General features: G+C 51.8%; 18 protein-coding genes. 17 read left to right on the forward strand and 1 reads right to left on the reverse strand.

Translation table 11 applies throughout. The annotated features are described in order from the left end of the window. Nucleotides 1-14: 14 nt before the first annotated feature. The 10 genes from IJN28_00480 to secG all read left to right on the forward strand — a co-directional run bounded on the left by IJN28_00480 (nucleotide 15) and on the right by secG (nucleotide 11,660). On the forward strand, nucleotides 15-1,031 hold the full coding sequence (locus tag IJN28_00480) for a DNA-binding transcriptional regulator (protein ID MBQ6712247.1): 1,017 nt from the start codon (nucleotides 15-17) through the stop codon (nucleotides 1,029-1,031). Nucleotides 1,032-1,084: 53 nt separating this feature from the next. After that, entirely contained in the window at nucleotides 1,085-2,092 is a 1,008-nt protein-coding gene (gene gap, locus IJN28_00485) for a type I glyceraldehyde-3-phosphate dehydrogenase (GenBank protein MBQ6712248.1), read from the forward strand. Between the two features lie 80 nt (nucleotides 2,093-2,172). Continuing rightward, nucleotides 2,173-3,354, forward strand: coding sequence for a phosphoglycerate kinase (locus tag IJN28_00490; GenBank protein ID MBQ6712249.1), 1,182 nt, complete (start codon nucleotides 2,173-2,175; stop codon nucleotides 3,352-3,354). Nucleotides 3,355-3,391: 37 nt separating this feature from the next. After that, nucleotides 3,392-4,141, forward strand: a complete 750-nt coding sequence (locus tag IJN28_00495) for a triose-phosphate isomerase (protein MBQ6712250.1) — start codon at nucleotides 3,392-3,394, stop codon at nucleotides 4,139-4,141. Nucleotides 4,142-4,155: 14 nt separating this feature from the next. Continuing rightward, entirely contained in the window at nucleotides 4,156-5,688 is a 1,533-nt protein-coding gene (locus tag IJN28_00500) for a 2,3-bisphosphoglycerate-independent phosphoglycerate mutase (GenBank protein ID MBQ6712251.1), read from the forward strand. 23 nt (nucleotides 5,689-5,711) lie between these two features. Further along, complete coding sequence (eno, locus tag IJN28_00505) at nucleotides 5,712-6,989, forward strand: phosphopyruvate hydratase (protein MBQ6712252.1); 1,278 nt, start codon at nucleotides 5,712-5,714, stop codon at nucleotides 6,987-6,989. A 241-nt stretch (nucleotides 6,990-7,230) separates the two neighbouring features. Then, nucleotides 7,231-8,838: an anaerobic glycerol-3-phosphate dehydrogenase subunit A gene (glpA, locus tag IJN28_00510; protein ID MBQ6712253.1), complete on the forward strand. Its 1,608-nt coding sequence runs from the start codon at nucleotides 7,231-7,233 to the stop codon at nucleotides 8,836-8,838. Then, on the forward strand, nucleotides 8,835-10,094 hold the full coding sequence (gene glpB / locus IJN28_00515; protein ID MBQ6712254.1) for an anaerobic glycerol-3-phosphate dehydrogenase subunit B: 1,260 nt from the start codon (nucleotides 8,835-8,837) through the stop codon (nucleotides 10,092-10,094). The genes glpA and glpB overlap by 4 nt, the downstream gene beginning before the upstream one ends. Beyond that, nucleotides 10,094-11,299, forward strand: coding sequence for an anaerobic glycerol-3-phosphate dehydrogenase subunit C (locus IJN28_00520; GenBank protein ID MBQ6712255.1), 1,206 nt, complete (start codon nucleotides 10,094-10,096; stop codon nucleotides 11,297-11,299). Before glpB ends, IJN28_00520 begins: the two co-directional genes overlap by 1 nt. A 145-nt stretch (nucleotides 11,300-11,444) precedes the next feature. After that, complete coding sequence (gene secG, locus IJN28_00525) at nucleotides 11,445-11,660, forward strand: preprotein translocase subunit SecG (protein MBQ6712256.1); 216 nt, start codon at nucleotides 11,445-11,447, stop codon at nucleotides 11,658-11,660. A gap of 89 nt (nucleotides 11,661-11,749) precedes the next feature. On the opposite strand, the gene pdxS is transcribed toward secG, so the two are convergent. Further along, on the reverse strand, nucleotides 11,750-12,613 hold the full coding sequence (pdxS, locus tag IJN28_00530; GenBank protein MBQ6712257.1) for a pyridoxal 5'-phosphate synthase lyase subunit PdxS: 864 nt from the start codon (nucleotides 12,611-12,613) through the stop codon (nucleotides 11,750-11,752). 123 nt (nucleotides 12,614-12,736) lie between these two features. Here pdxS and IJN28_00535 point away from each other — a divergent pair, with 123 nt between their 5' ends. From IJN28_00535 to IJN28_00565, 7 genes are all read left to right on the forward strand, one after another. Beyond that, nucleotides 12,737-14,173 (forward strand): PLP-dependent aminotransferase family protein, encoded by a 1,437-nt coding sequence (locus IJN28_00535; protein ID MBQ6712258.1) that lies wholly within the window; start codon nucleotides 12,737-12,739, stop codon nucleotides 14,171-14,173. A gap of 241 nt (nucleotides 14,174-14,414) precedes the next feature. Then, nucleotides 14,415-15,827 carry an aspartate ammonia-lyase gene (locus tag IJN28_00540; protein MBQ6712259.1) on the forward strand — a complete coding sequence of 471 codons (1,413 nt, stop codon included), beginning with the start codon at nucleotides 14,415-14,417 and terminating at the stop codon, nucleotides 15,825-15,827. A gap of 181 nt (nucleotides 15,828-16,008) precedes the next feature. Then, entirely contained in the window at nucleotides 16,009-16,812 is an 804-nt protein-coding gene (locus tag IJN28_00545; protein MBQ6712260.1) for a metal ABC transporter ATP-binding protein, read from the forward strand. Further along, complete coding sequence (locus IJN28_00550; GenBank protein MBQ6712261.1) at nucleotides 16,809-17,621, forward strand: metal ABC transporter permease; 813 nt, start codon at nucleotides 16,809-16,811, stop codon at nucleotides 17,619-17,621. Before IJN28_00545 ends, IJN28_00550 begins: the two co-directional genes overlap by 4 nt. Nucleotides 17,622-17,779: 158 nt before the next feature. Beyond that, complete coding sequence (locus IJN28_00555; protein ID MBQ6712262.1) at nucleotides 17,780-18,736, forward strand: TAXI family TRAP transporter solute-binding subunit; 957 nt, start codon at nucleotides 17,780-17,782, stop codon at nucleotides 18,734-18,736. Nucleotides 18,737-18,793: 57 nt separating this feature from the next. After that, on the forward strand, nucleotides 18,794-19,279 hold the full coding sequence (locus IJN28_00560) for a DUF1850 domain-containing protein (protein MBQ6712263.1): 486 nt from the start codon (nucleotides 18,794-18,796) through the stop codon (nucleotides 19,277-19,279). Between the two features lie 39 nt (nucleotides 19,280-19,318). Beyond that, on the forward strand, nucleotides 19,319-21,250 hold the full coding sequence (locus IJN28_00565) for a TRAP transporter permease (GenBank protein MBQ6712264.1): 1,932 nt from the start codon (nucleotides 19,319-19,321) through the stop codon (nucleotides 21,248-21,250). Nucleotides 21,251-21,385 lie beyond the last annotated feature (135 nt).

Consider the following 21,385-nt stretch of genomic DNA (forward strand, 5'->3'; position numbering starts at 1 on the left):
AAAGGAACAACAGCATGGAAAAAATGATACAGTTGCAGCGCAAGATTGCGCCCGAATTGGTCGAGCAGATCGAAGACCGCTACAACATATTGAAACATATCCAGCACGCACAGCCGATCGGAAGGAGAGCGCTGTCGGCTCTTCTGAAGCTCAGCGAGCGCGTTGTTCGTTCGGATGTGGAGTTTTTAAAAGATGCAGGGCTTATCGACTTTTCTGCCGTCGGTATGCGTATCACAAAAGACGGTCAGAGGATGCTTACCGAGCTTGCCGACTATGTCGGTGCGCTTCACGGGCTGGCAGTCCTTGAAGAGTCGCTCGAAGGGTCGCTCGGACTCAGTCGCGTCGTCGTCGTGCCGGGTGACAGCGAAAAAGACCCTGCCGTATTCTCGGAGCTTGGACGCACAGCGGCGCGCATATTAACCGAATCGCTCGAGGATAATATGATCGTAGCTGTCAGCGGTGGTTCGACGATGGCAGACCTTGCCGGCAAAGTCAACCAGTCGTTTTCGGGTATCACCGTAGTACCGTCACGCGGCGGCCTTGGTGAGCAGGTGCAGTATCAGGCGAATCTTGTCGCGGCAGTTCTTGCGGCAAAGCTTGGTGGGACATATCGCCTACTCCACGTAGCCGATAACCTAAGCGACGAAGCGCTCGAAGCAGTCCTTGCCAGCGACCAGTCAACGATGGCTGTCGTCAATTTGATGAAACGTGCCGATATCCTCGTACACGGTATCGGACGTGCCGACACGATGGCGCGGAGGCGAGAGCTTCCCCAAAACGTCATCGATCACATCACGACAGAATGTGTCGGCGAAACGCTCGGCCATTATTTCAACATGGACGGCGAATGTAAGTACGTCACCAACAGCGTAGGGTTACGACTGAACGATCTCGAACAGATCGGCAAGGTCATCGCAGTGGCGGGCGGCAAAGCCAAAGCCGAAGCGATCCTTTCCGTCGTTCGCGCGCGCAGACAGGATATCCTGATCCTCGATGAAGCCGCGGCACAGACGATTCAGTCTATCATATAACTCTTACAAGCATTATCAACACAATCAAATTTTATTTATAGGGGGAGTTTCCAATGGCAACTAAAATTGGTATCAATGGTTTTGGCCGTATCGGCCGCAACGTATTCCGCGCATCCTTGGCGAAAGCAGACATCGAGATCGTAGCGATCAACGATCTTACGGACGCTAAAACGCTTGCGCACCTTCTCAAATATGACTCTGTACATGGCATTTTCGATGCTGAAGTAAAAGCAGGCGAAAACTGCATCTACGTAAACGGCAAAGAGATCAAAGTTATCGCTGAAATGGACCCGGCAAAATTGCCGTGGGGCGAACTCGGCGTAGACATCGTTGTTGAATCGACGGGTCGTTTCACGCAGAGAGACAAAGCAGCCGCTCATCTCGCAGCAGGCGCGAAAAAAGTTATCATCTCCGCTCCGGCGAAAGAAGAAGACATCACGATCGTAATGGGCGTTAACCATGACAAATATGATGCGGCTAACCACCACGTTATCTCCAACGCATCCTGCACGACGAACTGCCTTGCTCCGTTCGCAAAAGTCCTCAACGACAACTTCGGTATCAAACGCGGTTTGATGACGACGGTTCACGCTTACACGAATGACCAGAGAATCCTCGACCTCCCGCACAAAGACCTCCGTCGTGCGCGCGCAGCAGGTCAGTCCATCATCCCGACGACGACGGGCGCAGCTCGTGCCGTAGCACTCGTTCTTCCGGAACTCAAAGGCAAACTCAACGGTTTCGCAATGCGCGTTCCGACGCCGAACGTATCGGTAGTAGACCTCGTAGCAGAGCTCGAAAAACCGGCAACGGCTGAAGAAATCAATGCAAAACTCAAAGAAGCTGCTGAAGGCGAACTCAAAGGTGTACTCGGTTACACGGATGAACCGCTCGTATCGAAAGATTTCTGCGGCAATGCAAATTCCTCCATCGTTGATGGTCTTTCCACGATGGTCATCGAAGACAACATGGTCAAAGTTGTATCCTGGTACGACAACGAATGGGGTTACTCCAACCGCGTTCTCGACCTTGCTTCCTACATCGCTTCCAAAGGTCTGTAATTCTCAGCACAACAATATAAATGAATAAAGTAAAAAAGGGTCACTTTTCGAGGTGGCCCTTTTTGGAGGTATATGAAACGATGAATAAACAAACGATTCAAGACGTTAATGTACAGGGCAAAAAAGTATTCGTTCGCGTTGACTTCAACGTACCGATGAAAGACGGTGTCATCACGAACGATACGCGCGTTCGTGCAACACTTCCGACGCTCAACTATCTCTTAGATCAGGGCGCGGCAGTGATCCTCGGCAGCCATCTCGGCAGACCGAAAGGACAGCGTGTGCCCGAGTTCACGCTCGCCCCTGTTGCTGTGCGCCTCGGTGAGCTTCTCGGCCGCGAAGTCAAACTCGCTCCCGACTGCGTAGGTGAAGAAGTAAGCAAAATGGCAGCCGAACTTAAAGGCGGCGAAGTCCTTCTTCTCGAAAACCTTCGTTACCACAAAGAAGAAGAAAAAAATGATCCCGAATTCGCAAAAGCACTCGCATCGCTCGCTGATGTGGCAGTCAACGATGCGTTCGGTGTATCGCACCGTGCACATGCTTCCGTAGAAGGCATCACGAAATTCATCCCGGCGGTAGCAGGCTACCTCATGGAAAAAGAAATTAAATTCGTCGGTCAGGCAGTAGCAGACCCGGTTCGTCCGTTCGTAGCGATCATCGGCGGTGCCAAAGTATCCGATAAGATCGGTGTTATCGACAATCTCTTGACGAAAGTCGACACGCTCATCATCGGCGGCGGTATGGCTAACACGTTCGTAGCGGCACAGGGCTACTCGGTCGGTAAATCGCTTCTCGAAGAAGACAAGCTCGACCTTGCTCGTCAGCTCATCGCAAAAGCAAAAGAAACGGGCGTCAATCTTCTTCTTCCGACGGATATGGTCGTAGCAGACCGTTTCGCTCCCGATGCAGACCACAAAAACGTAGCGATCGACGAGATCCCTGCAGACTGGATGGCACTCGATATCGGTGAAGAAACAGCTAAGGCTTATGCGGCATCGCTCGCTGATGCGAAAACAGTCGTATGGAACGGTCCGATGGGCGTATTTGAAATGGACGCTTTCGCACACGGTACGACGGCTGTTGCCAAAGCAGTAGCGGCATCTGATGCAACGAGCGTAGTAGGCGGCGGCGACTCCATTTCCGCACTCCAGAAAACAGGTCTTTCCGACCAGATCACGCACATCTCCACGGGCGGCGGTGCGTCCCTCGAGTTCCTCGAAGGCAAAGTGCTCCCGGGTATCGCGGCACTTGCCGATAAATAAGAAATTTTGACTGAAAGAACAGGAGGAACTCATTATTATGCGTACACCTATCATTGCAGGCAACTGGAAAATGAATAACACGACGGCAGCAGGCAAAGCGCTCGTCAAAGACCTTGCAGCACTCGTTGCTGACGTAAAAGATCGTCAGATCGTCGTTTGCGTACCGTTCACGATCCTCGGTGCGATCGGCGAAGCTGTCAAAGGCACGAACATCGCTCTCGGTGCACAGAATCTTCACTGGGAAAAAAGCGGTGCTTACACGGGCGAGATCTCCGCTGACATGCTCCTCGACATGGGCGTAGAATATGTCCTTATCGGCCACAGCGAACGTCGTCAGTATTTCGCTGAAACGGACGAAACGGTCAACAAAAAAGTCCTCACGGCATTTGCGAACGGCATTACGCCGATCCTCTGCGTAGGCGAAACGCTCGAAGAACGTGAAGGCGGCATCATGCCTCAGGTCATCAGCACGCAGGTAGAAAAAGCACTCGTAGGTCTTACGGGCGAACAGATCAAACAGCTCGTTATCGCATACGAACCTGTATGGGCGATCGGTACGGGCCGTACGGCAACTGCCGATCAGGCAAACGAAGTCTGCGCGCTTATCAGAAATAAAGTAGCAGAACTCTTCTGCGAAGAATGTGCAAACGAAATGCGTATCCAGTATGGCGGCAGCGTCAAAGCCGATAACGCGGCTGAGATCATGGGCAAAAGCGACATCGACGGCGCGCTCGTCGGCGGTGCTGCACTCAAAGCGGATAGCTTCAGCCAGATCGTAAAATACTAATACAGGTGAAGAACATGACGAAACCGAATGCGCCTATCGCGCTTCTTATTCTCGATGGCTGGGGCTTTGGTCGTGAAGGCGATGCTTCCGATGCCATCAGCGCGGCAAACACACCGTGTATGGATGCGCTTTTTAAAGAGTATCCGAATACTCGTCTTTCTGCTTCGGGCGAGGCGGTCGGTCTTCCCGACGGACAGATGGGCAACTCCGAAGTCGGCCATCTTAACATCGGCGCAGGCCGTATCGTATATCAAGAATTGACACGCATTACGAAAGCCATCAAAGACGGCGACTTTTTCACCAATCCCGTCCTTTTGGCGGCTGCCGATCATGCGAAGAAAAACGGCAGTGCGCTCCACCTGATGGGACTTCTCTCGGACGGTGGCGTACACAGCCACAACACGCATCTCTACGCACTTCTCGCTTTTGCGAAACAGCAGGGCATCGACCGCGTATATGTACACGCGTTCCTTGACGGTCGTGACGTACCGCCGTCGTCTGCCGCCGTGTTCGCAGAAGAACTTGAAGCAAAAATGGCAGAGATCGGCGTAGGTAAGATCGCGACGATCGCAGGTCGTTACTACGCGATGGACAGAGATAAACGCTGGGAACGTGTTGAAAAAGCGTACCGTGCAATGGTATGCCGTGAAGGTGAAGTGGCTGTCGATGCCAAGACGGCTATCGAAAACTCGTATGCGGCAGGTACGACGGACGAATTTGTCCTTCCGACCGTGATCGACGGCGGTGAGGCGATCAAAGAGGGTGACAGCGTCATTTTCTTCAACTTCCGTCCCGACCGCGCACGCCAGCTCACGCGCACGTTCTGTGATGCGTCGTTCGACGGCTTCGTTCGCCCGAACGGCTGTTTCCCTGTCTATTTCGCAACGATGACGCAGTACGAAGAATCGCTCGACGTAGAAGTCGCGTATCGTCCGCAGTATCTTGTGAACACGCTCGGTGAAGTAGTCGCAAAAGCAGGGCTCAAACAGCTTCGCATCGCCGAAACGGAAAAATATGCGCACGTTACGTTCTTCTTCAATGGCGGCAACGAAGAGCCGAATGAAGGAGAAGACCGTATCCTCGTACCGTCGCCGAAGGTCGCAACGTACGATCTCCAGCCGGAAATGAGCGCGTACGGCGTAACGGAAAAAGTCGTCGCCGAGATCGAGAAAAAAGCGTATGACTTCATCATCCTCAATTTCGCCAACGGCGATATGGTCGGTCACACGGGCGTATTCGAAGCGGCTGTAAAAGCTGTCGAAACGGTCGATGAATGTGTCGGCCGCGTCGTTCAAGCGATGCTCTCTGTCGGCGGTAAGGTCTGCGTCACGGCAGACCACGGCAATGCCGACCAGATGGTAGACGGCGAAACCGGCGAACCATTTACCGCACATACGACGAACCAAGTACCGTTCATCGTATGCGGTGCAGGAGAAGGAACCCTCTCGGAAGGTAAGCTTGCCGATATCGCGCCGACGATGCTCGGTCTTGTCGGCATGACAGCACCTGATGAGATGACAGGAATCAACTTGTTTCAGCAAAAATAAGGCTCCTTAAGGAGGCGTATCATGTGACGATCGTCCAAGATGTTTTTGCTCGTGAAGTACTTGATTCTCGTGCCAATCCGACTGTTGAAGTCGAAGTCACCTTAGCGGGCGGTGTGCGTGCGCGTGCATCTGTTCCGTCGGGTGCTTCCACAGGGGCATCGGAAGCGATAGAACTGCGTGACGGAGAACACGCTCGCTATGGCGGCAAAGGCGTTCTTCGTGCCGTAGATAACGTCAACCGCACACTGCGCTCGCATATCGTCGGACAAGAAGCGGAAAGTCAGCTTCTCATCGACAGCGAGATGATCCGTGCGGACGGTTCGGCGAACAAGTCGAATCTCGGTGCCAATTCCTTATTGGGTATAAGCCTTGCTGTTGCCAGAGCCGCGGCAACACATGCAGGGATACCTCTTTATCGGTATATCGGCGGTCTTCGTGCAGGAAGACTGCCTGTACCGATGATGAACATCTTCAACGGCGGACAGCACGCCGACAACAATGTTGATATCCAGGAATATATGATCGTGCCTGTGGGAGCGACGAGCTTCGGGCAGGCACTGCGCATCGGTGCGGAAGTATACCACACCCTGCGAAAAGTGTTAAAACAAGAAGGTATGGCAACGACCGTCGGTGATGAAGGCGGCTATGCCCCGAACCTCAGATCAAATGAAGACGCGCTCCGCTATCTTATGGTTGCTATCGACGAAGCAGGCTATGTGGCGGGGCGCGACGTATGTTTGGCACTCGATGTCGCCGCCAGCGAATTCTGCCATGATGGGCGTTACACGTTCGAAGGTCGTGAGATGACCTCGGACGCACTCATTGACTACTATGACAGTCTGATCTCGCGCTATCCCATCCTCTCCATCGAAGACGGACTTGCCGAAGACGACTGGCACGGCTGGCAGGCAATGACTGCACGGCTCGGACGGCGCATCCGACTCGTCGGAGACGATCTCTTTACGACGAACCCAAGCCGTATCGCGCGCGGCACACGCGAGCGGGCGGGAAATGCGCTCCTCGTCAAGCCGAACCAGATCGGCACCCTCTCCGAAACGCTCTACGCCATCCGCATGGCAGAGGCGGCAGGATACAGTATCATCATCTCGCATCGAAGCGGTGAAACCGAAGACGATTTCATCGCCGACCTCGCCGTCGGCGTGAGTGCGCCGTTTATTAAGACAGGCGCACCTGCCAGAAGCGAGCGCGTTGCCAAATATAACCGACTTCTGCGTATCGAAGAAGAGCTCGGTGACATGGCGGAATATGCAGGAAAATCCGTCCTTGTCAATAACAGGTAAACAGGCACGGCCGACACAATTGTGTCGGCCGTTTTTCTTTGAAAAAATCGAAAAAAATGTATAAAAAATTCACTTTTGGGATAGGCACAAAGATTTTTTTGTGGTATGCTAAAAGCGAAGACAGACTCATATGGAATGGATGAGAATAGAGAGAATCTCCATAGAACAAGGTGACTTAGATAGTGGCCTGTTTTTGGGTTTCCTCTTTTTTTTTAAATCTGAACGGTAAGGAGAGAAAACGATGGAAAAAGTAACAGCAATCGTCATCGGTGGCGGTGCAACGGGCGTTGGTATTCTTCGCGACCTCGCAATGCGCGGTGTAGATGCTATGCTCATCGAACAACGTGACTTGGCACACGGTACAAGCTCGCGTTATCATGGACTACTTCACAGTGGTGCACGTTATGCGGTAAAAGATGCGGAAGCAGGCCGCGAATGTATTGAGGAAAATACGATCCTTCGTCGTATTGGTCGTCATTGCGTAGAAGCAACAGAAGGCTTCTTCGTTCGTACGGTCGAAGACCCTGAAGATTTTGAAGCAAAATGGGTAGAAGGCTGTAAAAATTGCGGTATCTCCGCAGTACAGATCTCGGTCGAAGAAGCACTTCGCTTAGAACCGAACCTCAGCCCGAAGATCAAAGCAGTATATCGCGTTCCCGATGCGGCGATCGACGGTTTCCGCATGGTATGGCAAAATGTAGCGTCTGCTCGTCGTTACGGTGCCAAAGTACGCACGTATACGGAAGTCGTTCGCATCAACTCGACGAACGGTCAGGTAACGGGCGTAACAGTTCGTGACTACTTCACAGGCAAAGAAGAAAACATCGCTTGTGATTTCGTTATCAGTGCAGTAGGCTCTTGGGCAGGTGAACTTGCCGCAAAAGCAGGTCTTCAAGTTGGCGTACAGCCGGACAAAGGAACGCTCATCGCGTTCAACCATCGTATCGCCAGCCGTGTTATCAACCGTCTTCATCAGGCATCCGACGGTGACATCTTCGTTCCGCACGGTTCGATCACCATTCTCGGTACGACCTCGATGGCGGCAGACAAAGCAGACGATACAGAACCGTCCGTCGAAGAAGTCAAAAAGCTTCTCAACATCGGCCGCGTTCTTTTCGAAAATATCGACGACTACCGCATCCTCCGCGCCTTCACGGGTACGCGTCCGCTCTACAGCGCCGACCCGAACGCAAAAGGCCGCGGTGCTTCGCGCGGTTTCGTAACGCTTGACCATGCACATGATGGTCTTAAAGGCTTCATCAGCATCGTAGGCGGTAAGTTCACGACGTATCGCTTGATGGCAGAAAAAGCGGTTGACATGGTATGCGAATACCTCGGCAACAAAACGCCGTGCCGTACGGCAGAAGAAGATATCGTAGAAGATCCGTCTGATGCACTCATGGATCGCGCGAAAAAATTCTTCCCGGTACACGGTGCAAGCCTTGCGGCATCCCGTCTTGGCGCAGAAGGCCTCTCCCGCGTCGTTGACAAGCTCGAAAAACAGCCGAACTCGCGTCAGCTCGTTTGCGAATGTGAAAACGTAACGCTCGCCGAAGTAGAAGAAGCAGCGGCAGACTCCACGAGCTTCACGCTTAGCGATGTTCGCCGTAAAACGCGTATGGGCATGGGCACTTGTCAGGGCGCATTCTGCACATACCGTACGGTCGGCACGATGGTAGCGAACGATCTGACGAATGGTCAGGACAGCAAAGAACTCCTCAAAGACTTCATTGAAGCGCGTTGGAAAGGTATCCGCCACGTCCTCTGGGGCAACGCGATCCGTGAAACGGAATTGACGCGCGGCATCTATGAAGGCACATTAAATGTGAACGGAGCGATGAAAAAATGAAGAAAAGTGATGTAGTTGTCATCGGCGGCGGCCTTGCCGGCTTGTTCGCCGCAGCAGTCGCTGCTCAAAACGGTAAAAAAGTAACCGTCCTCTCGTACGGCGCAGGTTCGCTTACGATCGGCGGCGGTATCGTAGATATCATGGGTTATGCAGACGGCAACGTACCGTTCGCAACTCCGATCGAAGGTGTCAAAAACGCACCCGAAGGTCACCCGTACACCTTCATCGGCGCAGAAACAGTTGCCGAAGCAATGGAGGTTTTCGGTAAAATGGCATCGGCCGAAGGCTATGCTTATCAGGGCTCCCTTGATGAAATGAAATGGATCCCGACGGCTGTCGGCACGCTCAAACCGACTGCTTTCGTTCCGCGCACGATGGACACAAGCAAAATGGAATCGGCGAAAAAACTCGTCGTAGTAGACCTCGAAGGACTCAAAGACTTCTCCGCTGTGATGGCGGCGAAAAACCTCGGTCTTCTCTTCCCGAATAAAACGATCGAAACGGTCAAAGTACCCCAGCTCGAAAAAAGCGGCCGCGACATGACGGCATACGACACGGCTCGTCTTCTCGACCGCGGTGAAGTACGCACGATGTTTGCCGCAGCTCTCAAATCGAAAGCAGGCAAAGATGTATGCTTCATCGTACCGCCGATCCTCGGTACGCACGCATCGTACGTCGCACTCGACGATATCACGAAACAAGTCGGTGCACCGCTCGTAGAATGTGCGGCAGTTGCTCCGTCCGTTACGGGTATCCGTCTTCGTGAGCTCATGCTCGGCATCCTCCGCAAACAGGGCGTCGTATTCATCGAAAAAGCGCACGTATGCGGCTGTATCGCAGAAAACGGCAAGATCGTAGCTGTCACGACGAAAGACTTCGGTCGTCAGCGCACGTATCGTGCAGACGAATTCGTTCTCGCAAGCGGCGGTTTCTACGGTGCAGGCCTTACGGCAGATCAAGAAAACGTAAAAGAAGTCGTATTCGACCTTCCGATCGTAGCACCTGCCAGAGTAGAAGATTGGACGAACGCAAAAATGTTCTCCGATGCCAAACAGCCGTTCGCAATGATCGGTATCGCAGTCAACGAAGCACTTCAGCCGGTTGACGAAAAAGGTGCAGTCATCTATCCGAACGTCCGCGTAGTCGGCCGTAACCTCGCAGGCTATGACTTCTGCTTCGAAAAATCGGGTAACGGTGTTGCCCTCACTTCCGCATACAAAGCGGCTTCGCTCATTGTAAAAGGAGGTAAAGCTTAATGAGTAAACATGTAATAAACCCGGACCTTTGTACAGCTTGTACCGTCTGCGTGGCACACTGCCCCGTAGCCGAAGTCGTCCGTGAATATCGCGGTCCGAAACTCTCGGGCCCTGCATCCGAACGTCTTCGTCTTCTCTCTCCGCAAGACGATGTGTCGCTCGACTTCTGCTCCAACTGCAAAAACTGTGACATCTCCTGCCCGTCGGGCGTTCCCATCTCCACGCTCAACATGAAAGCGCGTGCGAAAATGTGGGAAGGCAAACCGGAACCGCAAGGCCGTAAAATGATGGCTCACGGCGAACAGATGGGTAAACTCCTCGCTCGCTTCCCGGGCGCGGCATCGATCGTCAACCTCGGTATGGGTCTTGGTAAAAGCCTCGGCATGATGGACATGGTCGGCATCAGCAGCAAAGCTCCGCTTCCGTCCTATGCATCCACCACGTTCTACAAACAGTTCAAATCGTTCAAACAAAAATCGTTTGATAAAAAAGTCGTATTCTACCCGGGCTGTACGATCAACTTCAACCAGCCCGAGATCGGTATGGACGTTGTCAAAGTCCTCCAAGCCAACGGCTATGAAGTCCTCGTTGATGAAGAATTCGTATGCTGTGGTTCTCCGCTCGTAGTCGGCGGTTACCTCGGCGAAGCAAACGAAAACGCCCGCAAAAACACGAGCCTCATGAATAAATGGCGCGCAAAAGGATATCCTGTCATCACGGCTTGCACGAGCTGTGGTCTTATGCTCAAACAGGAATACCAAGAACTCTTCCACCACGAAGGTATGGACAAAAACGCCGAAAACATCTACGACATCATGGAATTCCTCTCCATGCTCGACGATGAAGGCAAACTCAACACGAACTTTGGCGAAGTCAAAGACACGATGCTCTACCATGCACCGTGCCACCTCCGTGCGCAAGGCATGGGTCTTCCGGCACTCGACATCCTCAGCATGATCCCCGGCTACAGCGTAGAAAACGCGGCAGCAGGCTGCTGTGGTATGTCCGGCAGCTACGGTATGCAGGCGAACAAACGCGAGATCTCCCTTAAGATCGGTGAAAAACTGTTTGGCCGTATCCGTCAGGCAGGTGTCAAAACAGTCATCAGCGACTGCGGTACGTGCCGTCTTCAGATCGGTGACGGTGCAAGCGTACAGACGCTTCACCCCGTACAGATCGTTGCTCGCGCATACGCAGCGAAATAAAAACAGCATAAACGGCGGTCTGCTGTCATGGCAGACCGCTTTTATCACCAAAAAGCAAAAATAAATCATTGCACACAGCTTCTCGCTATGATAGAATGAAACAGATAGGAAAGTTGGAGGTGTATTACTGTTGTTGACAGTATTGATGGTAATTGATGCAATCATTGCAGTTATTTTGATCGCTACGATCGTATTACAATCCGGTAAAAGCGCAGGTATGGGCGGTTCTATCGGTGGCGCGGCTGATACCGTATTCGGCGGCAAAGCGGGCGGTATGGACGCACTCTTGTCGAAACTCACGATGGTATTCGGTGCGATCTTCGCGATCTTGACGGTCATCATTGCAAAAATGGCTGCATAACATAAGGCATAAAAGCGTACTCTGTTGAGTACGCTTTTTTTATGCCCGAATCGATAAGAAAAAGACGACCCATTGTGGTCGTCTTTTTCTTATCGGGATGCCATACGCTCAGAATGGGAAAGCGTCGCGATATCGATACCTGCCATCGCCTCTCCGAGAGCTTCCGACAGCGCAGCGATACGGCTTGCATCGGTAAAGTTACGAACCGCTTCGACAATAGCACGCGCTCGTTTCGGCGGATCGGACGACTTGAAGATACCCGACCCGACGAACACACCGTCACAGCCGAGCTGCATCATCAGCGCTGCATCAGCAGGCGTTGCAATACCGCCCGCCGCAAAATTCACGACAGGGAGGCGGCCGCTTACACGTACATACTGAAGCAGTTCGAGCGGTGCAGAAAGCTCCTTCGCCAGCGACGAAAGCTCATCTGACGAAGCCACCTGCACACGGCGGATATCGGCAGTCACAGCCCGCATATGACGAACTGCCTCAACGATATTGCCCGTGCCTGCCTCGCCCTTCGTACGGATCATCAACGCACCCTCTCCGATACGGCGAAGTGCCTCACCGAGATCACGCGCACCACAGACGAACGGTACAGTAAACTTCGTCTTATCGATATGATACCGATCATCAGCAGGTGTGAGCACCTCGCTCTCATCGATACAATCAATGCCGAGAGCCTCAAGCACCTGCGCTTCAACAAAATGACCGATACGACACTTCGCCATCACAGGAATAGACACAGCACGCTGTATCTCGCGTATCATTTTTGGATCGCTCATACGCGACACACCGCCCTCGCGACGAATATCGGCAGGCACACGCTCAAGTGCCATGACCGCGCATGCACCCGCCTTCTCAGCGATGCGTGCCTCCTCAGGTGTCGTAACATCCATGATAACACCGCCCGTCAAACGATGCATCAACTCATTTTCAAATCTGTCCATCTTTATAAAAACACTCCTTTGCTTGTTTTGGCGAACCTTATATGATAGAATTGTATCAATACAATTTATCTAATATATGCCAAAATTTTTGCAAGTATAGCATAAAGAAAGGAGTGATGCTATATGAAAGAAGAACTTTTTAGTTTTGTATCGATACAATTAGACAGAAACGGAAAAACATCACTCTACGTTCAGCTCTACGACGTACTTCGTGAAGCCATCCTGTGCGGACAGCTGACCGAAGGATATCTTCTGCCGCCTGTGCGCAGACTTGCCGCAGAAACAGGCATCAATGCAGGCACTGTCGTCAGCGCGTATCGCCTCCTCGAAAAAAACGGCTACATCAGAGCCAAACGGGGGAGCGGATTTTATGTCACAGATATCCTCATGCAGTCGGACGAGCGTGAAGATACGCGCGAAGAAAGCACTTTCCTGCCGCATATGACGCCTGCAGGTGACGGCATCGACCTCCTCTCGGCATCGCCGTCGCCCGAGTATATCCGTGTAACCGACTTCAAACGCGTCATCAACGAAGTCCTCGACCGTGACGGTGGGTATGCGTTCGGATACCAAGACGGGCAGGGGTACTATCCGCTCCGTCAGGCAATGGCAGGCTATTTGACAAAATGCGGTGTTCGTGCCACGGCAGACGATGTCCACATCATCTCGGGCGCACAGCAGGGCATCGACATCGTTGCCAAAGCCGTCCTCTCATTTGGTGACTATGTACTTGTGGAAAGACCCACCTACGCAGGTGCCATCGGAGCCTTTCGCTCGCGCGGTGCGAAGATCATCGACGCACCGATGACAGAAGACGGTATTGACATGGATGCTGTTGAAGATGCGCTCCGCCGTTTTCGCCCCAAACTCATCTACGTCATGCCGAATATCCAGAACCCGACAGGCTACTCGTACGCTAGTGCTAAAAAAAATCGCCTGCTCGGACTTGCCAGACGGTATCAGACGCTCATCTTAGAAGACGACTACATCAGCGAACTCGACTACTCCGACGAGAAAATGGCGCCGCTCAAAGCACTCGACCGTGACGAGCGCGTCATCTACTGCAAGAGCTTCTCCAAGATGTTCATGCCCGGACTTCGCCTCGGATTCCTCGTCGTACCGAAACGCAAACGTACCCACATTCTTGCCGTCAAACAGCAATCGGACGGCTCGACGGCAGGGCTGACGCAACGCGCCTTCGACCTGTACCTTCGAAACGGCATCTGGGCAAAGCACAGCCGCAGCATCTACAACGTCTATCGCGCGCGCCGCGAAGAAATGGCAGCGCTTCTTCACAAGTATCTGCCCGATACCGTCACCGTATACCCTGCACGCGGCGGGCTGACATATTGGCTCCGACTGCCAAGCGGGATATCAGCCAAACGCACTGCCCAAACACTTGCAGAGCGCGGTGTTCTCGTGCAGGAAGGCTCGGCATTTTTTGTCAGTACCGGCCATGACAGCTTCCTGCGCGTCAGTTTTGCCGCCGAAGAAGGGGTAAGACTGGCTGAAGGGGTGCGCAGTATCGGAAATGTGATAACAGAATCAACAAAAAAATAAAAACAAAAACCAAAGCATGATAAATGGTAAACGATAATATAAATGTATACAAAATACAAAATACAAAAAGTTCAAAGCCGAGGAAACGGTAGAAAATAAGTGAAAAATAGAGGAAAACAGAGAAAACTGTCTTTTTTCCGCAAAAAGTGGGGTTCGATTTTTCGCCTGACATCCAGTACAATAAAAATGTCAAGAAGATATCAAACCCCAAATAATATAAATATATTGGAGGAGATTTAAAATGAGAATTGAACACGATTTCTTAGGCGATGTAGCAGTACCCGATGAAGCGTACTATGGCGTGCAGACGATGCGTGCTATGGAAAACTTCAAAATCACGGAAGAACGCGCTGATTCCGACTTCATCGTAGCTTTCGCAAAAGTTAAAAAAGCGGCTGCAAGAGCAAACATGTCGACGGGCCGTCTCGATCCGAAAATCGGTAATGCACTCTGTGCAGCAGCTGATGAAGTGATCTCCGGCAAATTGCACGAACACTTCACGGTAGACCCGATCCAGGGTGGTGCAGGTACTTCCTTCAACATGAACATGAACGAGATCCTCTCGAACCGTGCACTCGAATTGATCGGTGAGAAAAAAGGTAACTACGCTGTTATCTCCCCGAACAACCATTCCAACATGGCACAGTCCACGAACGACTCCGGCCCGACTTCCATCAAAGTTTGTGCAGTACATAAAGCAAACCTTTTGATCGACGCTCTCCAGGGTCTTGCTGATGCACTCGGTGCAAAAAGCGAAGAATACAAATCCGTCCTCAAAATGGGTCGTACGCACCTTCAGGACGCAGTACCCATCACGCTTGGTCAGGAACTCCATGCTTACCAGTCGGTCGTACTCCGCGGTGTAGCACGTGTTCGTGAAGCACAGAAAGCTCTTCTCGCTATCAACATGGGTGCAACGGCTGTTGGTACAGGCCTCAACGCACAGCCTGAATACATCAAAGCAGTAGCAAAAGAACTCGCTGAGATCACTGGCGAAGCATTCTACACGACTGATGACCTCGTTGACGGTACGCAGTCCCTCGACGTATTCGCAGATCTCTCCGCAGCTATGAAAACGACGGCTCTCGGTCTTATCAAGATCGCTAACGACTTCCGTTTGATGGCTTCCGGTCCGCGCTGCGGTCTTGCTGAAGTAAAACTCCAGCCGCGTCAGCCGGGTTCCTCCATCATGCCGGGTAAAGTAAACCCTGTTATTCCGGAAGTACTCGACCAGACTTGCTACCAGGTAATCGGTAACGACCTCGCTCTTTCCTTGGGCGTAGAAAACGGCCAGTTCGAACTCAACGTTATGGAACCGATCGTTGCTTACAACCTCTTCCGTTCCCTCAAGATCCTTCGCAACGCAGTTATCATCTTCACGAAATACTGCGTAGAAGTAATGGAAGCTAACGTAGAACGTTGCCAGGCATGGGTAGACGGCAGTGTTGGTATCATCACGGCTCTCCTTCCGCACATCGGCTATGAAGCATCTTCCATGATCGCTAAACAGGCTTATGCTACGGGTCGTCCGGTACGTGAACTCGTACTCGAATCGGGCAAACTCACGCAGGAAGAGATCGACATCATCCTTTCGCCGGAAGAAATGACGGTACCGGGTATCGCTGGTGAAGCTCTTCTCAAAGCAAAAAAATAATCATGTAACTGTTGCAATGAAGCACGCCTTTTCATAAGGCGTGCTTTTTGTTACATATGGAAATTTCTGTATTGCAATAAAGCGTCTTTTCTGCTGTAAGCAGAGATATCGACACGATTTTTCATACGTTTCCTGTCATTTCGTGGTATACTAAGAAGATACCATAGAAAGTAGGCGTAACATGGAAAAGAAACGGATCAAAAAGTTGTTTCATCCGAAAAAGAAAACGGCGGGCGGTTGTGGTGTCTGCTGTATCAAGATCAATAATTTCACGGTAAAAACGTCCGATAAGGTGATCCTTGACGATGTGAATCTCCATATCCATTGCGGAGAGCTGACGACGATCGTAGGGCCGAACGGTGCGGGAAAGAGTACGCTTCTGAAGGCGATACTCGGTGAGGAAAAGCATACGGGGTCGATCTCTTTTACGAATGCGAACGATCAGCGTGTGTCGCGGCCTTTGATCGGCTACGTTCCGCAGCAGCTTGCGTTCGATAAGGATATGCCTATCACGGTGCGCGATCTCTTTCAGACGTGTCTGTCGCGTCGCCCTGTATGGCTTGGACGGTCGCGCCGTGCCGAACAGCTCGCGAGAGAGAGTCTGGCAAGGTTCGATGCGGAAAAACTTCTCGATTCGAAGCTTGGTGTGCTGTCGGGCGGTGAGCTTCAGCGCGTGATGCTTGCACTTGCACTGGAGCCGATGCCGAATCTGCTCCTCCTCGATGAGCCTGTATCGGGCGTCGATCAGATGGGGCTTGACCTCTTTTATCAGATGGTAGCCGATCTTCGCGACAAGTACGATATGTCTATCATTCTCGTGTCGCACGACCTTGAGCTGGCGGCGCGTTATTCGGACAGGATCGTTCTTATCAATCAAAAGGTGCTGCTCTCGGGTGCGCCGAAAGATGTCTTTTCCGACCCTATCGCCATAAAAACGTTCGGCAGACAAGTCCTCGTTGATGACGGAAAAGGGGGCGATGCATGATGCTTGACTGGCTTACATATGATTTTATGCAGAATGCACTTTTTGCCGTACTTCTTATCACACCGCTTTTCGGTCTTCTCGGGACGATGGTCGTCAATCAGCGTATGGCGTTTTTCTCCGATTCACTCGGACACAGCACGTTTACGGGTATCGCTATCGGGACGTTGGCGGGCATCGCACCGATCCCGGCGGCGGCGATCTTTGCCGTTATATTTGCGTGGCTTATCACGTGGATGAAATATAACAGCCGTGTCAGCATGGATACGATCATCGGTATATTCTCCTCAACGGCGGTCGCGCTCGGGATCGTCATCATGTCGCACGGCGGGAGCTTCGGCAAGTTTACGTCATATCTTATCGGCGACCTCTTGGCCGTTACCGAAAGTGATCTGATCGCCATTGGTATCGTACTCGTCGTAACGGCGGTGATGTGGGTGTTCTTATTCCATCCGCTGCTTATGGCAAGCGTCAATCCGCTTCTGGCAAGAAGCCGTGGTGCGCGTGCGCTCGAAGCCGAGATGGTATTCGCCTCTCTCGTGGCAGTCGTCGTCACGTTGTCGGTACAGTGGGTCGGCATCCTCATCATCAATTCGATGCTCGTTCTGCCTGCGGCGGCGGCGCGCTCTGTTGCGACTGATATCCGTTCGTATCAATGGCTGACGGTCTTGTTTGCGATGGTCAGCGGTGTGGCAGGGCTTATCATCTCGTATTACGCTGATACGGCACCCGGTGCGACGATGGTTCTGGTGGCATCTGTGATATTCCTTATAACGATTTTTGTTCGTTTTTGTTCTCGAACGAAATTGTAAATGGAAGGATTTGCGCAAAAATGGACAAATGATGTATACAAGAGGAAGTGTATACAAAAAAACATAGAAAAACATAAAAAATTCGTTTCAAAATGTTTCGTTTTACGGTATAATAAAATCACATAATTATAAATAGGAATTAAAAGGGGGAAACACCAATGAAAGTGACAAAACTTCAAAAAGTATTGGCAGCAATTACTGCACTTGTTGTATGTGTGGCACTCATGGCAGGCTGCGGCGGTGAAAAGAAAAAATTCGTCAACATTGCAACAGGCGGTACAGCAGGTACATACTACCCGCTCGGTGGTGCAATGGCTGAAGTATTGAACAAAAACGTTCCGGGCATGAACGCCAGCGCACAGAGCACAGGTGCATCTGTTGCGAACGTAAATTTGCTCAAAGAAGGCAAAGTTGATATCGGTTTCGTTCAGAACGATATCGCGTACTATGCAATGACGGGTACGGAAATGTTCAAAGGCAAAGAAGCTAAGAACCTCCAAGGTATCGCAACGCTCTATCCGGAAAACGTTCAGATCGTTACGTTGGCTAAAGACGGTATCACGAGCATTTCTCAGCTCAAAGGCAAACGTGTAGCGATCGGCGCGGCAGGCAGCGGTGTTGAAGCGAACGCAAGACAGATCCTCGCAGCATACGGTATCACGTATGATGATATCGACGAACAGTATCTCTCGTTCAGCGAAGCGGCTAACGGCCTCAAAGACGGCAACATTGATGCGGCATTCTTGACGGCAGGTTATCCGACGGCAGCGATCCAGGACATCGCGGCTCAGAATGCAGTAAGAATGCTTCCGGTCGATGCGGACAAAGCTGATGCACTCGTTGCAAAATATCCGTTCTATACGAAATCTGTGATCCCGGCAGGTACTTATCCGGGTCAGACAAAAGACGTTGCAGGTGTTGCAGTTATGGCAATGCTCGTTGTAACGGACAAAATGTCGGCTGATGATTGCTATGCGATCACAAAAGCTCTTTACTCGAATCTTGACAGAATCAAAGCTTCCCACAATGTTGGTAACTTGATTACAAAAGAAGGCGCTCGTGATGGTATGTCGCTCACGCTCAATCCGGGTGCAGAAAAATTCTTTAACGAATAAGTTGGTTCAAGGAGCAGACCGGGAGTCGATTCTTACGGCTTCCGGTCTTATTTTACTATGAAACGATTATTGTTTATCGCAGCACTGGTGTTCCTTCTGCCTGCGGCCGTCTTGGGGTGGCGGTATGCCTCGGAAGAATATCTGATCGCCCGTACAGACGATACGGTCGTGTTTTCGGTGAAGGCAGAAGAAGGTATGCGGTTTGCGACGCGGTTCATCCATTCGGTGCATCGTGCGCCTGTGATCGATCGCTACATCATCGCGGACGGCGAGGAAAAGATCGTGCAGGTATCGACTGCGTATCAAGCGTACGGCGTAGGGATGCCGTATCTGCCCGAGGACGGCACATTTGTGCAGAAGGACGGTTTTTTTGAGCTGACAGACCTCGATCTTGCGTTTCGTTCGGTCGATTATCGTGTGGGGAGAGAGGCGCAGTTCACGATTCTTTTTGATGAAAGAGAATATCCGATCTATCAGCTTGCACCGCAGGGCGCTCTCGTTCGTCTGACGGTCGAGCCGAGGTATTGGATCTGGTTGAAATGATGAGAAAGAAATGATGAAAAGGAAAGGGTGGTGACATACATGACAAAAAAAGCAGAAGTACGTGAAGCGACTGCCGAGGAGGTTCTTAAGCAGTACGACAAGGAATCGAATAGGCGCGAGTTCAACGGTATGATGAAATGTATCGTGTCGGTCATTGCGATCTTATTCGCGGTATTCCAGCTCTATACGGGTATCTTCGGTGTACTCGATGCGCATCTTCAGCGTGCGGTCCATTTAGGCTTTGCTCTCAGTTTGGTGTATGTTTTGTTCCCCGGTCGAAAAGGCTGGTCGCGTACGAGCCTTCATCCGATCGACGGGGTCTTGGCTGTGCTTGGTGCGGCGGCACCGGCATATATTGTGGTAGAATACAATGAGCTCGTGCTCCGTTCCGGTGTGGTAACGAGTACGGACTTGGTATTCGGTCTTATTGGTGTTCTCTTGGTGTTGGAAGCGACGCGCCGTGTCGTCGGTATTCCGATGGTCGTGGTAGCGAGCTTCTTCCTCGCGTATGCGTTCTTGGGTCCGTATATGCCCGATCTTATGGCACATCGCGGTCTTGACTTAGAAGAGCTTGTCGGACATCTCTTCTTCACGACGGAAGGTATCTTCGGTATTCCGCTCGGTGTATCGGCTACGTTTATCTATCTGTTTATTTTGTTCGGTGTCTACTTGGAGATCACGGGTCTTGGTAAGTTCTTCATTGATATCGCTAACGCTGTTGCAGGCTGGGCGAGCGGTGGTCCTGCGAAGGTAGCCGTTCTCTCGAGCGGTCTGATGGGGACGGTATCGGGCAGTTCGGTCGCGAACGTTGCCGGTACGGGCTGCTTCACGATCCCGATGATGAAAAAGCTTGGTTATCACAAAAACTTCGCCGGTGCGGTAGAGGCCGCTTCTTCGACAGGCGGTCAGTTGATGCCTCCTGTTATGGGTGCGGCGGCGTTCCTCATGGCGGAGTTCGTTGGGGTACCGTATATTGAGATCATCGGTGCGGCGGCGATCCCTGCACTTCTCTATTTCACGGGTATCTGGCTTGGTGTTCACTTCGAAGCGAAGAAGAACAACCTCAAAGGTGTTCCGCGCGAAGAGCTTCCGAATACGTGGCAGCTCCTCAAAGAGAAAGGCCACTTGGCGATCCCGCTTATCGTTATCGTGTATCTCCTCGTTGTCGGTTATACGCCGATGCGTGCGGCTCTCGTTGCGATCGCGCTTTCTATCATCGCATCCGCACTTCGTAAATCGACTCGCGTATCTTTGAAGGAATTGTTCTGGGGTCTTGAAAAAGGCTCGAAAGGCGTACTTGGTGTCGTCGTTGCATGTGCTTCGGCAGGTATCATCATCGGTGTCGTTACGAAAACGGGTGTCGGCCTCAAATTGGCTTCCGTTCTTATCGAATTGTCGGGCGGTGCGCTCCTTCCGACGATGTTCTTCACGATGCTGACATCTATCCTCTTGGGGATGGGCGTTCCGACGACGGCGAACTACGTTATCACTTCGACGATCGCAGCTCCTGCACTGCTTGAGCTCGGCGTTCCCGTTTTGGCGGCGCATATGTTCGTATTCTACTTCGGTATTATCGCCGATATCACGCCGCCTGTTGCGCTTGCGGCATTCGCAGGCTCGGCAATATCGGGGGGCAAACCGCTCAAGACAGCGATCAATGCCTCGAAGCTGGCTGTTGCGGCGTTCCTCATACCGTACATCTTCGTCTACTCGCCGGTACTCCTCTTGATTGATGCGACACCGCTTACGCTCGCTATAGCAGTCGCTACGGCTCTCGTCGGTATGGTCGGTCTGAGTGCTTCGCTCATCGGCTATTTCGTAGCACCGACAAGTATGCTCGAACGTATCATTCTGTTCGCGGGCGGTCTTCTCTTGGTAGACCCGGGCGCGATGACGGATATCATCGGTCTTGGCGTATTGGCAGTCGGATTCGCTATCCAGTTTATGAAAAGAAAGAAAATGAGTACGTAAGCCTAAGTAAGATGAAAAAGATAGCAGACACGTTTGTGGCTGCTATCTTTTTGTCATATTAGATATTTTACGCGGTCTTTTGGTGCTTTTCTTACGCGGAACGTGCCTTGTTTTTTAGGATACACTTGGAGAAGA

The organism is Selenomonadales bacterium, assembly GCA_017442105.1.
Classification (GTDB): Bacteria; Bacillota; Negativicutes; order RGIG982; family RGIG982; genus RGIG982.

Coding starts and splice junctions, on each gene's coding strand:
- IJN28_00500 (MBQ6712251.1), top strand. CDS start 4,156: ATGACGAAACCGAATGCGCCTATCGCGCTTCTTATTCTCGATGGCTGG.
- IJN28_00480 (MBQ6712247.1), top strand. CDS start 15: ATGGAAAAAATGATACAGTTGCAGCGCAAGATTGCGCCCGAATTGGTC.
- IJN28_00490 (MBQ6712249.1), top strand. CDS start 2,173: ATGAATAAACAAACGATTCAAGACGTTAATGTACAGGGCAAAAAAGTA.
- IJN28_00495 (MBQ6712250.1), top strand. CDS start 3,392: ATGCGTACACCTATCATTGCAGGCAACTGGAAAATGAATAACACGACG.
- IJN28_00550 (MBQ6712261.1), top strand. CDS start 16,809: ATGATGCTTGACTGGCTTACATATGATTTTATGCAGAATGCACTTTTT.
- IJN28_00555 (MBQ6712262.1), top strand. CDS start 17,780: ATGAAAGTGACAAAACTTCAAAAAGTATTGGCAGCAATTACTGCACTT.
- glpA (MBQ6712253.1), top strand. CDS start 7,231: ATGGAAAAAGTAACAGCAATCGTCATCGGTGGCGGTGCAACGGGCGTT.
- IJN28_00540 (MBQ6712259.1), top strand. CDS start 14,415: ATGAGAATTGAACACGATTTCTTAGGCGATGTAGCAGTACCCGATGAA.
- IJN28_00560 (MBQ6712263.1), top strand. CDS start 18,794: ATGAAACGATTATTGTTTATCGCAGCACTGGTGTTCCTTCTGCCTGCG.
- IJN28_00545 (MBQ6712260.1), top strand. CDS start 16,009: ATGGAAAAGAAACGGATCAAAAAGTTGTTTCATCCGAAAAAGAAAACG.
- glpB (MBQ6712254.1), top strand. CDS start 8,835: ATGAAGAAAAGTGATGTAGTTGTCATCGGCGGCGGCCTTGCCGGCTTG.
- gap (MBQ6712248.1), top strand. CDS start 1,085: ATGGCAACTAAAATTGGTATCAATGGTTTTGGCCGTATCGGCCGCAAC.
- IJN28_00565 (MBQ6712264.1), top strand. CDS start 19,319: ATGACAAAAAAAGCAGAAGTACGTGAAGCGACTGCCGAGGAGGTTCTT.
- secG (MBQ6712256.1), top strand. CDS start 11,445: ATGGTAATTGATGCAATCATTGCAGTTATTTTGATCGCTACGATCGTA.
- pdxS (MBQ6712257.1), bottom strand. CDS start 12,613: ATGGACAGATTTGAAAATGAGTTGATGCATCGTTTGACGGGCGGTGTT.
- IJN28_00520 (MBQ6712255.1), top strand. CDS start 10,094: ATGAGTAAACATGTAATAAACCCGGACCTTTGTACAGCTTGTACCGTC.
- IJN28_00535 (MBQ6712258.1), top strand. CDS start 12,737: ATGAAAGAAGAACTTTTTAGTTTTGTATCGATACAATTAGACAGAAAC.